This is a genomic window from Thermomonospora umbrina (assembly GCF_003386555.1).
GTDB lineage: Bacteria > Actinomycetota > Actinomycetes > Streptosporangiales > Streptosporangiaceae > Thermomonospora > Thermomonospora umbrina.
Genome location: NZ_QTTT01000001.1, coordinates 5,327,191 through 5,342,605 on the forward strand (window position 1 = coordinate 5,327,191; position 15,415 = coordinate 5,342,605).

Consider the following 15,415-nt stretch of genomic DNA (forward strand, 5'->3'; position numbering starts at 1 on the left):
ACCGCGACCCCCCCACGTTCGAACCGCGACCCCCCACGTTCGAACCGCAACCCCCCACCTTCGAACCGCAACCTAGCGGGGGTTTTGCCCGGTCCTTCAGGCGGGCGCCCCGGAGCGCAAGCGGAGGGGCGCCCGCCTGAAGATCGCAAGACCGGGCGCGGGGGGTGTGGGGGGTCGCCCCCCCACAGAAAGCATGTATCGTGTGGATCGTGTCGTGTGGCCTGCTCCTCCTTAGCGGCCGCAGCGGGGGCCTGTAAAAGGTCGGCTCCCTCGCTGCGGGACTTTGACGTGACCGTCGGCCGCGAGGATTCCGAGCAGAGGATCGCACCATGTATCCGGAGCAGCAGCCCAGCGGCATGCCCTTCGAGCGTTACCGCCCCTTCACCCCCGTCCGGCTGGACGACCGCACCTGGCCCGGCGAGACGATCACCGAGGCGCCTCGGTGGTGCGCGGTGGACCTGCGGGACGGCAACCAGGCCCTGATCGACCCGATGGACTCCCACCGCAAGCTGCAGATGTTCGAGCTGCTGGTACGGATGGGCTACAAGGAGATCGAGGTCGGGTTCCCGGCGGCCAGCCAGACGGACTACGACTTCGTCCGCAAGATCATCGAAGAGGGTCGGATCCCCGACGACGTGGTGATCCAGGTACTGACCCAGGCCCGGCCCGAGCTGATCGAGCGGACCTTCGAGTCGGTGCGCGGGGCGAGGCGGGCGATCGTCCACCTGTACAACTCCACCAGCACCCTGCAGCGGCGGGTGGTGTTCGGCCAGGACCGCGACGGCATCACCCAGATCGCCGTCCAGGGCGCCGAGCTGTGCGCCAAGCTGGCCGAGGACATGGGCGACACCGAGATCTTCTTCCAGTACTCGCCGGAGTCGTTCACCGGCACCGAGCTGGAGTACGCCGTCGAGGTGTGCAACGCCGTCAACGAGGTCTGGCGGCCGACCCCCGACCGCAAGGTCATCGTCAACCTGCCGGCCACCGTCGAGATGGCCACCCCGAACGTGTACGCCGACCAGATCGAGTGGATGCACCGCAACCTGGCGTATCGCGACTCGGTCATCCTGTCGCTGCACCCGCACAACGACCGGGGCACCGCGGTGGCCGCCGCCGAGCTGGGCTACCTGGCCGGCGCCGACCGCATCGAGGGCTGTCTGTTCGGCAACGGCGAGCGCACCGGCAACGTCTGTCTGGTCACCCTGGGGCTGAACCTGTTCACCCAGGGTGTCGACCCGATGATCGACTTCTCCGACGTCGACGAGATCCGGCGGACCGTCGAGTACTGCAACCAGATCGCGGTCCACGAGCGGCACCCCTACGGCGGCGACCTGGTCTACACCGCCTTCTCCGGCTCCCACCAGGACGCCATCAAGAAGGGCTTCGACCACTTGGAGCGTGACGCCGCCGCGGCGGGTGTCCCGGTGCCGGAGTTCCACTGGGAGGTGCCGTACCTGCCGATCGACCCCAAGGACGTCGGTCGCAGCTATGAGGCCGTGATCCGGGTCAACAGCCAGTCCGGCAAGGGCGGCGTCGCGTACATCATGAAGACCGAGCACTCGCTGGACCTGCCGCGACGGCTGCAGATCGAGTTCTCCCGGGTGGTGCAGGAGCACACCGACAGCTCGGGCGGCGAGGTCACCGCCGAGCGGATGTGGGAGATCTTCGAGGCCGAGTTCCTGTCCGGCGGGCCGCGGGTGGGGCTGCTGGCCCACCGCACCTCCTCCCGCGTGGACGAGAAGGATCAGATCAACTGCGACGTGCGCGTCGACGGGGAGATCCGCGAGATCGAGGGCATCGGCAACGGCCCGATCTCGGCGTTCGTGGACGCGTTGGCCGCCGTCGGCGTCGACGCGCGGGTGCTGGACTACACCGAGCACGCCCTCAGCGCGGGCACCGACGCCAAGGCCGCCGCCTACATCGAGTGCGAGGTCGACGGCCGGGTCATGTGGGGCGTCGGCATCGACGCCAACACGGTGACCGCCTCCCTCAAGGGCGTGCTGTCGGCGGTCAACCGGGCCGCCCGCGCCTGAGCGCTCGGCGCCCGAGCCGTTCGGGAATCCCCACGGACCCGATCACGGGGTGGGAACACCACGGCGTGATCGATGGCGGGCCCCGGCCGTGATGACCTCGCGGCCGGGGCCCTTCGCCCGTCCCCGGCCGGCCGCGGCGGTCAACGCGCGGCGCCGTGACCCAGCACGTGATGGACCAGTTCGCGGAGCGGCCCGGTGAGCCGGCTCTCGCCGACCGTGGCGACGGCGCCGTCGATGCCGACCTCGTAGACGAACTGGTCGGGGATCCGGCCGGGGGGCGGCACCCGGCTCAGGTCCACCCGGGCGACCAGCGCCCGGAGGACGGGATCGGAGGCGGTGTCCGCCTCACCGTGCCGTTCGATTCCCGCGAAACCGCCGCTGCGGACGACCGTGACCCTCACGCACCCAGGCCTACCCCGTTCCACGCGGATCTCACGGCCTCGGTCTCGGCGGCCGACCCGCCGTACAGGCGCTCGGCGGTGGCGATGGTCGCGGCGGCGAAGCCCTTGAAGTCGAGGGTGGGCCGCATCGCGTCGCCGACGAGGGTGTCGTACCAGATCCGGCCCGCCTTCTCCCAGGCGTTGCCGCCGAGGGCGGTGGCGAGGAGGTAGAAGGCGTGGTTGGGGATGCCGGAGTTGATGTGGACGCCGCCGTTGTCGCGGTACGTGTCGACGTAGTCGTTCATGTGCCCGGGCTGGGGGTCCTTGCCGAGCCGGGGGTCGTCGTAGGCGGTGCCGGGCTCCTTCATGGAGCGCAGCGCGACGCCGTCGACGCTCTCGCCCAGCAGCCCCTGGCCGATGAGCCAGTCGGCCCGGTCGGCGGTCTGCTTGAGGTGCCACTGCTTGACGAGGGAGCCGAAGACGTCGGACATCGACTCGTTGAGCGCCCCGGACTGGCCGAAGTACTCCAGGTCGGCGGTGTACTGGGTGACGCCGTGGACGAGCTCGTGTCCGGTGATGTCCAGCGGCCCGGTGAACGACAGGAACAGCGTGCCGTCCCCGTCGCCGTAGACCATCTGGCGGCCGTTCCAGAAGGCGTTGGCGTACCGCTCGCCGTAGTGGACGGTGGAGACCAGCTTCAGCCCGGCGCCGTCGATGGAGTTGCGGCGATAGGCGGCCTCGAAGAAGTCGAAGGTCACCCCCAGCCAGTCGTAGGACTCGTCGACGGCCTTGTCGCCGGTGGAGCCGTCGCCCTCGGCGCGCACGGCCTTGCCGGGCAGCGTCTCGCGGCCGGCGGCGTCGTGGACGGTGCGGTGGGGGACGAAGTCCTCGTGGGGATCGGAGGCCGTGACCGCCGTCGTCCTGCGTTCGACGCGTTGGGTGGCGCTGAGGACGAGGGTCCGGCGGGCCATGTCGCGCAGCGCGGCGTCGTCGGACCGGCGGGCGACGCTGTCGAGGATGTGCGGAGGGAGAATGGTGCAGGTCATGAGGCCACGCTGACACGTGAACGTGGTTCAGACCACAGTCCGGAAGGTGACGGGCGGTGTCCGGAACCGGTCACGTTTCGTCACCGAAGATCCACGATGCGTCGGGGCCGCCCGGCCCCGCCCACACGGTCCGACCGATGCGGGACAATGCACGGGTGAGCCTCTACCGTGACGAAGGCATCGTGCTGCGCACCCAGAAGCTGGGTGAGGCGGACCGGATCGTCACGGTGCTGACCCGGCGCACCGGCCGCGTCCGCGCCGCCGCCAAGGGGGTGCGCAAGACCAGGTCCCGCTTCGGCGCCCGGCTGGAGCCGTTCACGCACGTGGACCTGCAGTTCTACGAGCGGCGTTCGCTGGACCTGATCACCCAGGCCGAGACGCTGCGCCCGTACGGCGAGCCGCTGGTGACCGACTACCCCCGTTACACGGCCGGCACGGCGATGCTGGAGACCGCCGAGAGGCTCACCGCGGAGGAGAAGGAGCCCGCGCTGCGGCAGTTCCTGCTGCTCCTCGGGGGCCTGCGCACGCTGGCCGACGGCTCGCACGACCCCCGGCTCGTGCTGGACGCCTACCTGCTGCGCTCGCTGTCGGTGGCCGGCTGGGCGCCCGCGCTGGACGAGTGCGCCCGCTGCGGGTCCCGGGGGCGGCTGCGGGCGTTCGCCATCGCGTCCGGCGGGGCGATGTGCGGCACGTGCCGGCAGCCGGGGGCGGCCAACCCCGCCCCGCCGACGTTCCAGCTCATGCTGGCGCTGCTGCGGGGCGACTGGGGGCACGCCGACGACAGCGAGCCCCGGCACCGGGCGGAGTGCAGCGGCCTGGTCGCCGCCTACCTGCAGTGGCATCTGGAGCACGGGATCCGGTCGCTGCGCCATGTGGAACGAGGGGGCGAGCGCGGGCCCGCCGGCCCGCCGGATCCGATCGCGATGGACATCACGGTGAACGAGGAGAGAGTGTGAAGAGGGCCGTCGAGCCGCCGTACCCGCACGAGAGCGGGGTCCGGCCCCCGGCCATCCCGAAGGAGTTCGTGCCCCGGCACGTGGCCATCGTGATGGACGGCAACGGGCGCTGGGCCAAGGAGCGGGGCCTGCCGCGCACCGAGGGCCACAAGCGGGGGGAGCACTCCCTCTTCGACGTGATCATGGGCGCGATCGAGCTGGGCGTCCCGTACCTGTCGGCGTACGCGTTCTCCACCGAGAACTGGAAGCGCTCCCCGGAGGAGGTCCGCTTCCTGATGGGCTTCAACCGGGACGTGATCCGCCGCCGTCGCGACCAGCTCCACTCGATGGGGGTCCGGGTCCGGTGGGCGGGCCGGCGGCCCAAGCTGTGGCGCAGCGTCATCTCCGAGCTGGAGGACGCCGAGCGGATGACCCAGGGCAACGACGTACTGACCCTGCAGTTCTGCGTGAACTACGGCGGCCGGGCGGAGATCGCCGACGCGGCGGCGGCGATCGGCCGGGACGTCAAGGCGGGGAAACTCAACCCCGACAAGATCACCGAGAAGGTGTTCGCCCGCTACCTCTACCGCCCCGAGGTGCCGGACGTGGACCTGTTCCTGCGGCCGTCGGGGGAGCAGCGCTCCTCGAACTTCCTGATCTGGCAGTCGGCCTACGCCGAGTTCGTCTACCAGGATGTGCTGTGGCCCGACTTCGACCGTCGTCACCTGTGGCACGCCTGCGAGGTGTACGCCACCCGCGACCGCCGTTACGGGGGCGCCATGCCCAACCCGGTGCCGACCGGCACGTCCTGAGATCGGCCCGGGGCCGACCGGGCTAGGACTTGGCGGCCGTGCAGGGAGGGCAGACGCCGAAGATCTCGACGGTGTGGGTGACGCCGGTGAACCCGTGCTCGGCACCGATCGCCTCGGCCCAGCGCTCCACCGCCGGACCCTCGACCTCCACCGTGCGGCCGCACTCGCGGCACACCAGGTGGTGGTGGTGCTCGTCGGTGCGGCACGCCCGGTAGACGGCCTCGCCGTCGTCGGTGCGCAGCACGTCGACCTGGCCGGCGTCGCTCATCGCCTGGAGCGCGCGATAGACCGTGGTCAGGCCGATCTTCGAGCCGTCCGCCCGCAGCGTCGCGTAGATGTCCTGCGCGCTGCGGAAACCCTCGCTGCGCGCCAGCGCGTCACGCACCGCGTCCCGGCGGGCCGTCATTTGTGTACCTCCGCGTCTGCCGTGGCCTCTGAGCCGGAACGCAGTGTACGGCCCGTACGACCGTCGCGGGTGAGGGAACCCCCTATCGCCCGCCACAGCACCGCCGCCATGAACAGCGCCAACGCCACCAGCACGATCGAGGGGCCGGGCGGCAGGTCGTTCTCGAACGACGCGAGCAGCCCCGTCACCGCCGACAGCACGCCGATGCCCATCGCGGCCAGCATGGTCGACAGGAAGCTCCGGGTGAGCTGCTGCGCGGCGGCCACCGGGACCACCATCAGCGCGCTGACCAGCAGCAGCCCGATGGCGCGCATGGCGATCACCACGGTGACCGCGGCGGTGACGGCGATCAGCAGGCTCAGCATCCGGGTCGGCAGGCCGGAGGCCCGGGCCACCTCCTCGTCCTGGCACAGCAGGAACAACTCCCGCCCGAACAGCACCACCACGGCCAGCACGCCGACCGCCAGCGCGGAGACCACGTACAGGTCGCCGACGGTGACGCTGGTGATCGAGCCGAACAGGTAGGACTGCAGGCTCGTCCCGCCGCCCTCCACGTTGGTCAGCAGCACGCCGCCGGCGAGCCCGCCGTAGAACAGCAGGGCGAGCGCCACGTCGCCGCCGGTGCGGCTGCGGGCGCGCAGGATCTCGATGGCGACGGCGCCCAGGGTCGACACCACCAGCGCGCCCAGGACGGGCGAGGTGCTCGTGAGCAGTCCGAGCCCGATGCCGGTCAGCGCGACGTGCCCGATCCCGTCGCCGAGCAGCGCCAGCCTCCGCTGGACGATGAAGGTGCCGATCGCGGGCGCGGTCAGGCCGATGAGCACCGCCAGGACCAGGGCGATGCGCATGAAGTCGAAGGCGAACGGATTGGTCAAGCGGGATTCCAGGTGGTGAGCGGGGTCGGTGCGGCCTCGGGGGCGTGCGGGTGGAGGTGCTGGTGGCCCGGCTTGGCGCAGTCGCCCTCCGGCGGGGGCGGCGCGCCGACGTGCGCGACCCGCCCGGTCTCCAGCACGACGGCCCGGCTGATCAGCGGCTCCAGCGGGCCCAGCTCGTGCGCCACCAGGACGATGGTGCGGCCCTGGGCCACCAGCGTGTGCAGGGTCTCGGCCAGCGCGGCCTGGCTGGCGGTGTCGACCCCGGCGGTGGGCTCGTCCATCACGAAGGTGTCGGGCTCCCCGGCCAGCGCGCGGGCGATCAGCACCCGCTGCTGCTGCCCGCCGGACAGACGCTGGGCCGGATGGGAGGCCCGGTCGGTCAGCCCGACCGACTCCAGCGCCCGCCGCACGGCCTCCTTGTCGGCGGCCGTGGAGAACGGGCGCAGTCGGGAGCGCCGGGCGATCCGGCCGGAGGACACGACCTCCCGGACGGTGGCGGGCACCCCGCCGCCGACGGTGAGCCGCTGCGGCACGTACCCGATGCGCCTCCAGTCGCGGAACCGGGAGGGCGGCACGCCGTAGATCTCGGTGCTCCCGCCGGCCAACGGCACCAGCCCCAGCAGCGCCCGGATCAGCGTGGACTTGCCCGAGCCGTTGGCGCCGAGCAACGCCAACACCTCGCCGGGCTCGACCCGCAGGTCGACGCCGCGCAGCACCTCCTGACCGTCCAGCCGAACACGGCCGCCGGTCATCCGGAAGGGCGCAGGCGTCGGGCTCATGAGCAGCTCAGCGCGGTGCGCAGGGTGGTCAGGTTCTTGCGCATGATCGAAAGGTAGTCATCGCGGGAGCCCTCGGCCAAACCCTCCACCGGGTCCAGCGTCGCGGTCCGGACGCCGGCCTCGCGCGCCAGCGTCTGGGCGACCTTGGGGCTCACCAGGGTCTCGGTGAACACGGTGGTGGCGCCGTTGTCCTTGATCTCGTGGGTCAGTTCGGCGAGCCGCTTGGGCGACGGCTCGCTGTTGGGGTCGATGCCGGCGATGGACACCTGCGTGAGCCCGTACCGGTCGGCCAGGTAGCCGAACGCGGCGTGGGCGGTGACCATCGACTTCAGCTTGCAGCTCTTGAGCCCTGCCCGGAATTCGCCGTCCAATGCGGTGAGGCGTCCGGCGAGGGCCTTGGCGTTGGCCCGGTAGGTCGCGGCGTGCGCGGTGTCGGCTCCGGCGAGCCGCTCGCCGACGGCGGTCGCGATCGCGGCCATCCGGGAGGGGTCGAGCCAGACGTGGGGGTCGTAGGACGCCTCGTCCTCGTGCCCCTCCTCACCGTGCTCGTCGCCGTGCCCGTCCTCGGCGGGCGGCGGGAGCGTCTTCACGACCGACGCGGCGTCCAGGGCGTCGTTCTTGGCGCGCCCGATCTCCTTGTCGACGGCGGGCTGCAGGCCCTTGATGTAGACCACCAGCCCCGCCTCGCCGAGTCCGGCGATCTGCCGCGGGGTCAGCTCGAGGTCGTGCGGCTCCGCGCCCGGCTTCGTCAGCGTGTCGACCGACACCTCGGCCCCGCCGACCTGCTCGCTCAGCCAGGCCAGCGGATAGAACGAGGCGACCACGCGGGTGCCGTCGCCGGCGGAGTCCGAGCCCCCGCCACAGGCGGTCGAGGCGATCAGGGTCGTGGCGGCCAGGGCGGTCAGCGGGAGGACGCGGCGCAGGCGACGGGAGGAGAACACCCCTCAAGTATGGACAAACATGAAAATGGTTGTCAAAACCGGCCTAGGCCCCGACCCAGGGCGAACACGGTCAGGACCGCCAAAGCGCCGACCCGCAGGGCCCTCCCGCCGACGTCCAGCGCGGGCCAGTTGAGATAGGCGAACCAGGCGAGGAACAGCGCCAGCACCCCCAACGCGGCCGCCGCGAGGGCCCCGGTGCCCGCCATGCCCACCGCGAGCAGGGCGAACACCGTCAGCAGCAGCGACCAGGTCGGCAGCCGGTGCAGGAACACCACCGCGGTCGCGCTGCGCCGCTCGATCGTCCCCCGTAGTCCCGGGGCGTGGGGGTCGCGTTCTGTGCTCACCGGCCCACGGTATCCCCGCCGCGGGAGGCCGGCAGGATGGTCCGGTGATCGCCATAACCCGGTACCGCGTGCCCGAAGAGGACTCCGAGTCGTTCGCCGCCGAGCTCGGCGCGATCCTGGAGGCGCTGGCGGCGGCCCCGGGCTACCTCAGCGGCCGGGTCGGCCGCACGGTCGACGACCCCACCCTGTGGGCGATGGTCACCGAGTGGGCCGGCGCGGGCCACTACCGGCGGGGCATCGGCGCGTACGAGGTGCGGATGCGGCTCATCCCGCTGTCGGCCGGCGCCATCGACGAGCCGGGCGCGTACGAGATCGTCGCCTCGCGCTGAGCCCCGCGGCGAATACCATCGCGCGGGCCGTCGCCGACATCCCCTAAGCTGGGACCACTCGGGCCCGGGGCCGGGGACCGCGTGAGCGGAGGCCCGGGCGTCCCGACCGGGGATTCAGAGACCGCGCTTCGGCCCGTCGCCGAGCGCGACGGACAGTCCCGCCGACCGCCAGCCGGATGGAGAAAGCGACCCATGGCCCGTAGATCCGACGTGATGGACACCATCGTCAACCTCAGCAAGCGTCGGGGTCTGGTCTACCCGTCGAGCGAGATCTACGGCGGCCTGCGCGCCTCCTGGGACTACGGCCCCCTCGGCGTCGAGCTGAAGAACAACGTCAAGCGCCAGTGGTGGAAGTCCATGGTGCAGGGCCGCGACGACGTCGTCGGCCTGGACTCCAGCGTCATCCTCGCCCGCGAGGTCTGGGAGGCCAGCGGCCACGTCCGCGAGTTCGTGGACCCGCTGACCGAGTGCCAGTCCTGCCACAAGCGCTACCGCGCCGACCACCTCGAAGAGGCCTACGAGCACAAGCACGGCCGTCCCCCGGCCGCCGGCCTGGCCGACCTGACGTGCCCCAACTGCGGCACCAAGGGCGCCTTCACCGAGCCGCGGATGTTCAACGGCCTGCTCAAGACCTACCTCGGCGCCGTCGAGGACGAGTCCGGCCTGGCCTACCTGCGGCCGGAGACCGCGCAGGGCATCTTCATCAACTACCTGAACGTCCAGCAGTCCTCCCGGCGCAAGATCCCGTTCGGCATCGGCCAGATCGGCAAGTCGTTCCGCAACGAGATCACCCCGGGCAACTTCATCTTCCGGACCCGCGAGTTCGAGCAGATGGAGATGGAGTTCTTCGTCGAGCCCGGCACCGACGAGGAATGGCACCAGTACTGGATCGACCAGCGCCTGCAGTGGTACGTCGACATGGGCATCCGCAAGGAGAACCTGCGGCTGTTCGAGCACCCGGCCGACAAGCTGTCGCACTACTCCAAGCGGACCGTGGACGTGGAGTACCGCTTCGACTTCCAGGGCGGCGAGTGGGGCGAGCTGGAGGGCATCGCCAACCGGACCGACTTCGACCTGACCACGCACGGCAAGGCCAGCGGCCAGGACCTGTCGTTCTTCGACCAGGAGAAGGGCGAGCGGTTCATCCCGTACGTCATCGAGCCCGCGGCCGGCGTGGACCGCTGCGTGCTGACGTTCATGATGGACGCCTACGCCGAGGACGAGGCCCCCAACTCCAAGGGCAAGATGGAGAAGCGCGTCGTGATGCGGCTCGACCACCGGCTCGCTCCGGTCAAGGCCGCGGTGCTGCCGCTGTCGCGCAACGCCGACCTGTCGCCCAAGGCGAGGGACCTGGCCGCGCGCCTCCGCAGGAACTGGAACGTGGAGTTCGACGACGCCGGCGCGATCGGCCGCCGCTACCGCCGGCAGGACGAGATCGGCACGCCGTTCTGCATCACCGTCGACTTCGACACCCTGGAGGACGACGCGGTGACGATCCGCGAGCGCGACTCGATGAACCAGGAGCGCATCGCCCTCGACCAGGTGGAGTCCTTCCTGGCGGCGCAGTTGCTCGGCTGCTAGCGCCCTCGGAACGGAAAGGGCCGTCACTCCTGCGCAGGCGGGGAGGGACGGCCCTTCGTCATGTCGGCACCGGCCCGGTCAGGGGGTGCCGGTGGCCTTGAGCGACTGGTCGAACACGCCGGGGGTGCTCTGCCCGAGCAGCGCGTACGTGGCGGTGACGGTCGCCGTGGCGGGGCACAGGAACCCGCTGGGGGAGACCTTGGTGACCGGGGCCCCGTTGACCGCGACCTGCGCCTCGTCCACCTCCGGGACGGGGCGGTTCGGGTTGTCGGGGTTGTAGCCGCTCGCGGTCAAGGTGCCGCCGAAGGTGCAGGTGATGCCGCCGAAGAGCTGCACCACGGCCCGGACGCGGAACCCGGCGATGGTGACGGTCCCGTCTCGGGTGCCGGACGGGGCGTACACCACGCCGCCGCCGGTCCAGGGGAGGTTCTGCGCGGTGATGACGGTGGAGACGTCGCCGCCGCAGCCCTCGGGGCCGCCGAACGTGGCCGAGGTGAAGGTCAGCCCGGTGCCGTCGGCGTTGATCGAGCCGTTCAGCGTGGATTGGCCGCACTGGCCGTCGCCCAGCGATGTCGAGACGGTGGCCGTGCCGAGAAGTCGTGCCTGGACGGGGCCGGAGTAGGCGCCGCCCTCGGGGTGGCGTTCGATGGCGGTGGTCCCGGCGGACGAGGTGGACGAGGCGGACGCGGCGGGGCCGATCGTCGCGCAGGCGGCCGTGATGACCGTTCCCAGCACGATCGCACGTCTTCGTTGTGCCATCCAGTACTCCTTTGTCCGATTCTGGACGAATGATGTGAAATTAATTCGGATCTTGCTCCGGGTCAACGGTGCGTCAACGAGTTCACCTGGCCGGAATATGTCAGCAGGGGGTGTTTAACGATCGCCCGAACGTCCCGCCGCGACCGCCCGGTCGGGTAGCGTTGCGGACACCTGATGGCCATCGACGGGGGGACGCGCATGAGCGACCGCCGTCGCGGCGCTGCGCCGGGCACCGTCGAGGCGGAGCGAGGCCGCTTCGCCCGATGCGTGATCATCGCTCTCGGCCTGGTGGGGTTCGTGATGTTCCCCGGGGCCTGGCCGTCGCCCTCGGGCCCCGGCATCGGGGTGCGCACGGGCGCCGCCCAGCCGCCCGCCCATCAGTCGCCCGGCAGGGGACGGGCCGTCATCGGGGCCCCCGGCGGCTCGGGTCCGATCGCGCCTCCGGCGGAGACCCGGCCCGCCTCCTCCGCGGCGCCGCCCCATGACCTCGTCCAGGTCGCCGACCCGGCCGTTCCGCCGGGCGGCGGGCAGTTCTCCGCGCCCGACCGGCGCCTGGCGGCCAGGCCGCAGGTCCGGGCGGCGGTCGCGGGGCTTCCCGTTCCTGCGACACGGGGCAGGGCACCGCCGGGTTCCACGGGTTCCTGAGGCTCCTGTCCGGCCGGCCGGGTGATTTCGCCGCCCGTCGCCGGTGTTCCGCGGTCCGCCTTCCGGCGGTCCGCCCTTCCCCGTGGAGGTCCCGTTGTCCCGCCCACTGGCGTGGCGCACGGTGCTCGCGCTCGCCATCATCATCGGTTCCGTATGGGTCGCCCTGACCCAACCCGCCAAGCTGGGTCTCGACCTGCGCGGCGGCACCCAGATCGTGCTGGAGACCCGTGACGCGCCCGGTGTCAAGGCCAACCGCAAGTCCACCGACCGGGCGCTGGAGGTGCTGCGCAAGCGCGTCGACGCGCTCGGCGTGGCGGAGTCCTCGATCACCCGCTCGGGCGAACGGCGCATCATCGTCGAGCTGCCCGACGTCCAGGACCCCAAGAAGGCCGCCGAGGCCATCGGCCGCACCGCGCAGCTCACCGCGCACCCGGTCCTCACCAACGACAACAAGCCCGTCAAGGGCCAGAAGATCCTGCCGGACGAGTCCGGGCAGCCGATCAAGCTGGCCCCGCCCGCGCTGACCGGCGCCGGGATCGGCTCGGCCAACGCCTCCCTCGACACGCAGAACGCCCTCGGCTGGTATCTGACCGTGGACTTCCGCGGCAACGGCGGCAAGGTCTGGGAGCAGATCACCGCCAAGGCCGCCTGCGCCCAGGGCGACGAGCGCCGGATCGCGTTCGTGCTGGACGGCAGCGTCATCTCCTCGCCGCAGGTGCAGAACGACGTGCCCTGCAACGTCGGCATCAGCGGCGGATCCACCCAGATCACCGGCTCGTTCAGCGCGAACGAGGCCAAGGACCTGGCGGCGCTGATCCAGGGCGGTTCGCTGCCGGTGCCGGTGGAGACCATCGAGCAGCGGGTCGTCGGCCCCACCCTCGGTGACGAGGCCATCGAGGCGAGCTGGAAGGCCGCCGTCATCGGCGTCATCCTCACCGGCCTGTTCATCATCTGGATGTACCGCGTGGTCGGCTTCCTGGCCACCATCGCCCTGACCACCTACGGCGTGATCTCCTACGCGGCGCTGGTCGCCATGGGGGCGACGCTGACCCTGCCGGGCCTGGCCGGATTCGTGCTCGCCATCGGCATGGCGGTGGACGCCAACGTCCTGGTGTTCGAACGGGCCAGAGAGGAGTACGCGGCCTCGCCGCGCCGCGGAGTGCGGCCCGCGCTGGTCGTCGGGTTCCAGAAGGCGTGGTCGGCCATCGCCGACTCCAACATCACCACCCTGCTGGCCGCCGGACTGCTCTTCTTCCTGGCCGCCGGGCCGGTGCGGGGCTTCGGCGTCACGCTGACCATCGGTGTGCTGGCCTCGCTGATCTCCGCGCTGCTGGTCACGCGGGTGCTGGCCGAGTGGGCCGTCAGCCGCAAATTCGTCGCCAAGCGGCCCATGCTGACCGGTCTGGGCAGCACCGGCCGGATCCGCGACTGGCTGGAGCGCCGGCGGCCCGACCTGATGCGCCGCCGAGGCCTGTGGCTCGCCATCTCCGGGGTCATGGTGGTCGCGGCGCTCGCCGGGATCATCAGCCAGGGCCTCAACTACGGCGTCGAGTTCACCGGCGGACGCCAGGTCGTCTACACCACCACTCAGAAGATGGACATCGACGACGCCCGCGAGGCGGTCGCGGGTGCCGGGTTCCCGCGCGCCGTGGTGCAGACCGCCGGTCGGACGGGCGACGACATCTCCGTCCGGACCGAGAAGCTCTCCAACACCGATGTCGACAAGATCCAGAAGGCCCTGGCCGACAAGAGCGACGGCAAGGTCGCCAAGGAGCGGGACGAGCTGATCGGCCCGAGCCTGGGCAGTGAACTGCGGCAGAAGGCGCTGATCGCGCTGGGTGTGGCGTTGGCGGCCCAGTTGCTCTACCTGGCGTTCCGGTTCCGGCTCACCTTCGGCGCCGGCGCGGTGATCGCGATGTTCCACGACGTGATCATCGTGACCGGCGTGTTCGCCTGGACGGGCAAGCCGATCGACGGAGTGTTCCTGGCCGCGCTGCTGACCGTCATCGGTTACTCGGTGAACGACTCGGTGGTGGTGTTCGACCGGATCCGGGAGCTGTGGCGGGACGACCCCGACGGCGACTTCGCCAAGATCGCCAACCTGGGGGCCCTGCAGACCGTGCCGCGTACCGTCAACACCGGTATGGGCGCGCTGTTCATCCTGGCCGCGCTGGCCCTGCTCGGCGGCGACTCGCTGACCGACTTCGCCATCGCGCTGCTGGTCGGCATCCTGGTCGGCACCTGGTCCAGCATGTTCACCGCGACCCCGCTGGCGGTGGTCTTCCAGGGCCGCAGCCGGGTCAAGGCGCCCCGCGCCAAGGCCCCGCGCCGCCCGGCGCAGCGGCAGCCGGGCGACTCCGGCGCGGTGGTCTGACTCCGTTCCCTCCGCGGCCTCTCACCGTCCCCCGGGGCGGTGAGAGGCCGTAGGCGTCATCGGGGTCGGATCACCGACCGGGTCAGATCGCCCTGGTCGGCGGTGACGTAGCAGACCACCCTGCGGTCGCCGCCGGTCCACGACTCCTCGCTCGGTCCGACCCACCAGTACTCGAGGGGGACGGGCGGGCGTTTCATGACGAGCCCGGCGGCGCCGCGGTCGCAGCGCTTCTCGGAGGCCCGGTCGACGGTCCGTTCGCCCGGGTAGACGCCCGCCGGCATGACGAAGCGGTACGTCACCTGGCCGGTGTGCCCGTCGTCGCACGCGGTGCGCTTCACCGTGACGGTCGCACGCTCCCTGGGGGCGATGAAACAGTCGCCGATCCCCAACTCGTCCCAGGTGCGGAGGCCGAGGTCGCCCTTCGGCAGGGGGCGGTCCAGCTTGTCGCCCACCGCCGCGGCGATCATGCAGTGCACCCGGCGGTCGCCGATCTTCCAGCCCAGCCGGCGGGGATAGAGGGTGAAGATCTCGCCGTGCTCGAGCGGGGTCGTCGTCCCGAACCGCTGTCGGACGCGTTGCTCGCACTCGGTCAGGCCGCGGGCGGAGACCTTCCCCTCACCGGGCCAGGGCCCCTTCTCCAGCGAGAACACCGCGACCACCTCGGCGTCGTGGAGCCGGTCGCACCGCATGATCCGGGTCGAGGCGTCCCGCTCCTCGCCGGTCCAGTCGAAGCACTGGCCGGTCTTGGGATAGAGCTGGAACGCCGACTGCCCGGAGTCGTCGGAGCCCGCGTCGGGGTCCCAGTCGGTCGCCGCCGCGACCGAGATGCCGATCGCCAGCCAGACCACCGCGGCCGCGAGGCCGCCGACGATCAATCCGCGTCCCCGTTCGCCGCTCTGCTTGATCTGCCGGAACGCCGCGACCGCCAGGAACACGGTGATGAATCCCAAGCCGACCAGCCCGGTGACCAGCGCGACGACGGCCAGCCTGTTGTTCGGCGGCCGACCGGACGGCGGGCCCGGCGGCGGCATCGCCGGGCCCGGCGGATACGGGTACGGGTGCGGGGCGGGTGCCACCGGCGCGGCGGCCGGAGGCGGGGCGGACTGCGGTGGGGGAGCGTCTCCGGGATTGACCCAGGGGGAGCCGTCTCCGTCAGGAGGCATGGTCATGGCGGCC

16 protein-coding genes are annotated in these 15,415 nt (G+C 71.5%); 7 read left to right on the forward strand and 9 right to left on the reverse strand.

The annotated features are described in order from the left end of the window. Positions 1-329: 329 nt before the first annotated feature. The gene (leuA, locus tag DFJ69_RS23730) at positions 330-2,033 is read left to right on the forward strand and encodes a 2-isopropylmalate synthase (protein WP_116024636.1); all 1,704 of its coding nucleotides are present in this window, start codon (positions 330-332) and stop codon (positions 2,031-2,033) included. A gap of 140 nt (positions 2,034-2,173) precedes the next feature. Here leuA and DFJ69_RS23735 read toward each other — a convergent pair whose 3' ends face one another. Together DFJ69_RS23735 and DFJ69_RS23740 are read right to left on the reverse strand one after the other, a co-directional pair. After that, on the reverse strand, positions 2,174-2,434 hold the full coding sequence (locus tag DFJ69_RS23735; protein WP_245974542.1) for a protealysin inhibitor emfourin: 261 nt from the start codon (positions 2,432-2,434) through the stop codon (positions 2,174-2,176). Further along, complete coding sequence (locus tag DFJ69_RS23740) at positions 2,431-3,459, reverse strand: M4 family metallopeptidase (protein WP_116024638.1); 1,029 nt, start codon at positions 3,457-3,459, stop codon at positions 2,431-2,433. The genes DFJ69_RS23735 and DFJ69_RS23740 overlap by 4 nt, the downstream gene beginning before the upstream one ends. A 155-nt stretch (positions 3,460-3,614) precedes the next feature. On the opposite strand from DFJ69_RS23740, the gene recO reads away from it, so the two are divergent. Both recO and DFJ69_RS23750 read left to right on the forward strand, forming a co-directional pair. Next, positions 3,615-4,415, forward strand: a complete 801-nt coding sequence (gene recO / locus DFJ69_RS23745; RefSeq protein WP_170177753.1) for a DNA repair protein RecO — start codon at positions 3,615-3,617, stop codon at positions 4,413-4,415. Beyond that, on the forward strand, positions 4,412-5,206 hold the full coding sequence (locus tag DFJ69_RS23750) for an isoprenyl transferase (RefSeq protein WP_116024639.1): 795 nt from the start codon (positions 4,412-4,414) through the stop codon (positions 5,204-5,206). The genes recO and DFJ69_RS23750 overlap by 4 nt, the downstream gene beginning before the upstream one ends. Before the next feature lie 22 nt (positions 5,207-5,228). On the opposite strand, the gene DFJ69_RS23755 is transcribed toward DFJ69_RS23750, so the two are convergent. The 5 genes from DFJ69_RS23755 to DFJ69_RS23775 are packed head-to-tail and all read right to left on the reverse strand — an operon-like array spanning position 5,229 to position 8,551. Beyond that, positions 5,229-5,612: a Fur family transcriptional regulator gene (locus tag DFJ69_RS23755; RefSeq protein WP_116024640.1), complete on the reverse strand. Its 384-nt coding sequence runs from the start codon at positions 5,610-5,612 to the stop codon at positions 5,229-5,231. Continuing rightward, the gene (locus tag DFJ69_RS23760) at positions 5,609-6,487 is read right to left on the reverse strand and encodes a metal ABC transporter permease (RefSeq protein ID WP_425453373.1); all 879 of its coding nucleotides are present in this window, start codon (positions 6,485-6,487) and stop codon (positions 5,609-5,611) included. Before DFJ69_RS23760 ends, DFJ69_RS23755 begins: the two co-directional genes overlap by 4 nt. Beyond that, on the reverse strand, positions 6,484-7,266 hold the full coding sequence (locus DFJ69_RS23765; RefSeq protein ID WP_116024641.1) for a metal ABC transporter ATP-binding protein: 783 nt from the start codon (positions 7,264-7,266) through the stop codon (positions 6,484-6,486). Before DFJ69_RS23765 ends, DFJ69_RS23760 begins: the two co-directional genes overlap by 4 nt. Next, positions 7,263-8,207, reverse strand: a complete 945-nt coding sequence (locus DFJ69_RS23770; protein WP_116024642.1) for a metal ABC transporter substrate-binding protein — start codon at positions 8,205-8,207, stop codon at positions 7,263-7,265. Before DFJ69_RS23770 ends, DFJ69_RS23765 begins: the two co-directional genes overlap by 4 nt. A gap of 32 nt (positions 8,208-8,239) precedes the next feature. Then, positions 8,240-8,551 (reverse strand): DUF6703 family protein, encoded by a 312-nt coding sequence (locus DFJ69_RS23775; RefSeq protein ID WP_147312398.1) that lies wholly within the window; start codon positions 8,549-8,551, stop codon positions 8,240-8,242. Positions 8,552-8,595: 44 nt separating this feature from the next. Here DFJ69_RS23775 and DFJ69_RS23780 point away from each other — a divergent pair, with 44 nt between their 5' ends. Both DFJ69_RS23780 and DFJ69_RS23785 read left to right on the forward strand, forming a co-directional pair. Next, positions 8,596-8,880 (forward strand): antibiotic biosynthesis monooxygenase family protein, encoded by a 285-nt coding sequence (locus DFJ69_RS23780; RefSeq protein WP_116024644.1) that lies wholly within the window; start codon positions 8,596-8,598, stop codon positions 8,878-8,880. A 192-nt stretch (positions 8,881-9,072) separates the two neighbouring features. After that, entirely contained in the window at positions 9,073-10,461 is a 1,389-nt protein-coding gene (locus DFJ69_RS23785; RefSeq protein WP_211328719.1) for a glycine--tRNA ligase, read from the forward strand. A 78-nt stretch (positions 10,462-10,539) separates the two neighbouring features. Here the strand turns inward: DFJ69_RS23785 and DFJ69_RS23790 are convergent, their stop codons facing one another. Next, the gene (locus DFJ69_RS23790; protein ID WP_147312399.1) at positions 10,540-11,220 is read right to left on the reverse strand and encodes a hypothetical protein; all 681 of its coding nucleotides are present in this window, start codon (positions 11,218-11,220) and stop codon (positions 10,540-10,542) included. Positions 11,221-11,418: 198 nt separating this feature from the next. Between DFJ69_RS23790 and DFJ69_RS23795 the strand changes: the two genes are divergently transcribed. Together DFJ69_RS23795 and secD are read left to right on the forward strand one after the other, a co-directional pair. Next, complete coding sequence (locus tag DFJ69_RS23795) at positions 11,419-11,865, forward strand: hypothetical protein (protein ID WP_147312400.1); 447 nt, start codon at positions 11,419-11,421, stop codon at positions 11,863-11,865. A 94-nt stretch (positions 11,866-11,959) separates the two neighbouring features. After that, positions 11,960-14,239, forward strand: coding sequence for a protein translocase subunit SecD (secD, locus tag DFJ69_RS23800; RefSeq protein WP_116026850.1), 2,280 nt, complete (start codon positions 11,960-11,962; stop codon positions 14,237-14,239). 56 nt (positions 14,240-14,295) lie between these two features. On the opposite strand, the gene DFJ69_RS23805 is transcribed toward secD, so the two are convergent. Beyond that, on the reverse strand, positions 14,296-15,408 hold the full coding sequence (locus DFJ69_RS23805) for a DUF4190 domain-containing protein (protein ID WP_147312401.1): 1,113 nt from the start codon (positions 15,406-15,408) through the stop codon (positions 14,296-14,298). Between the last annotated feature and the right edge of the window lie 7 nt (positions 15,409-15,415).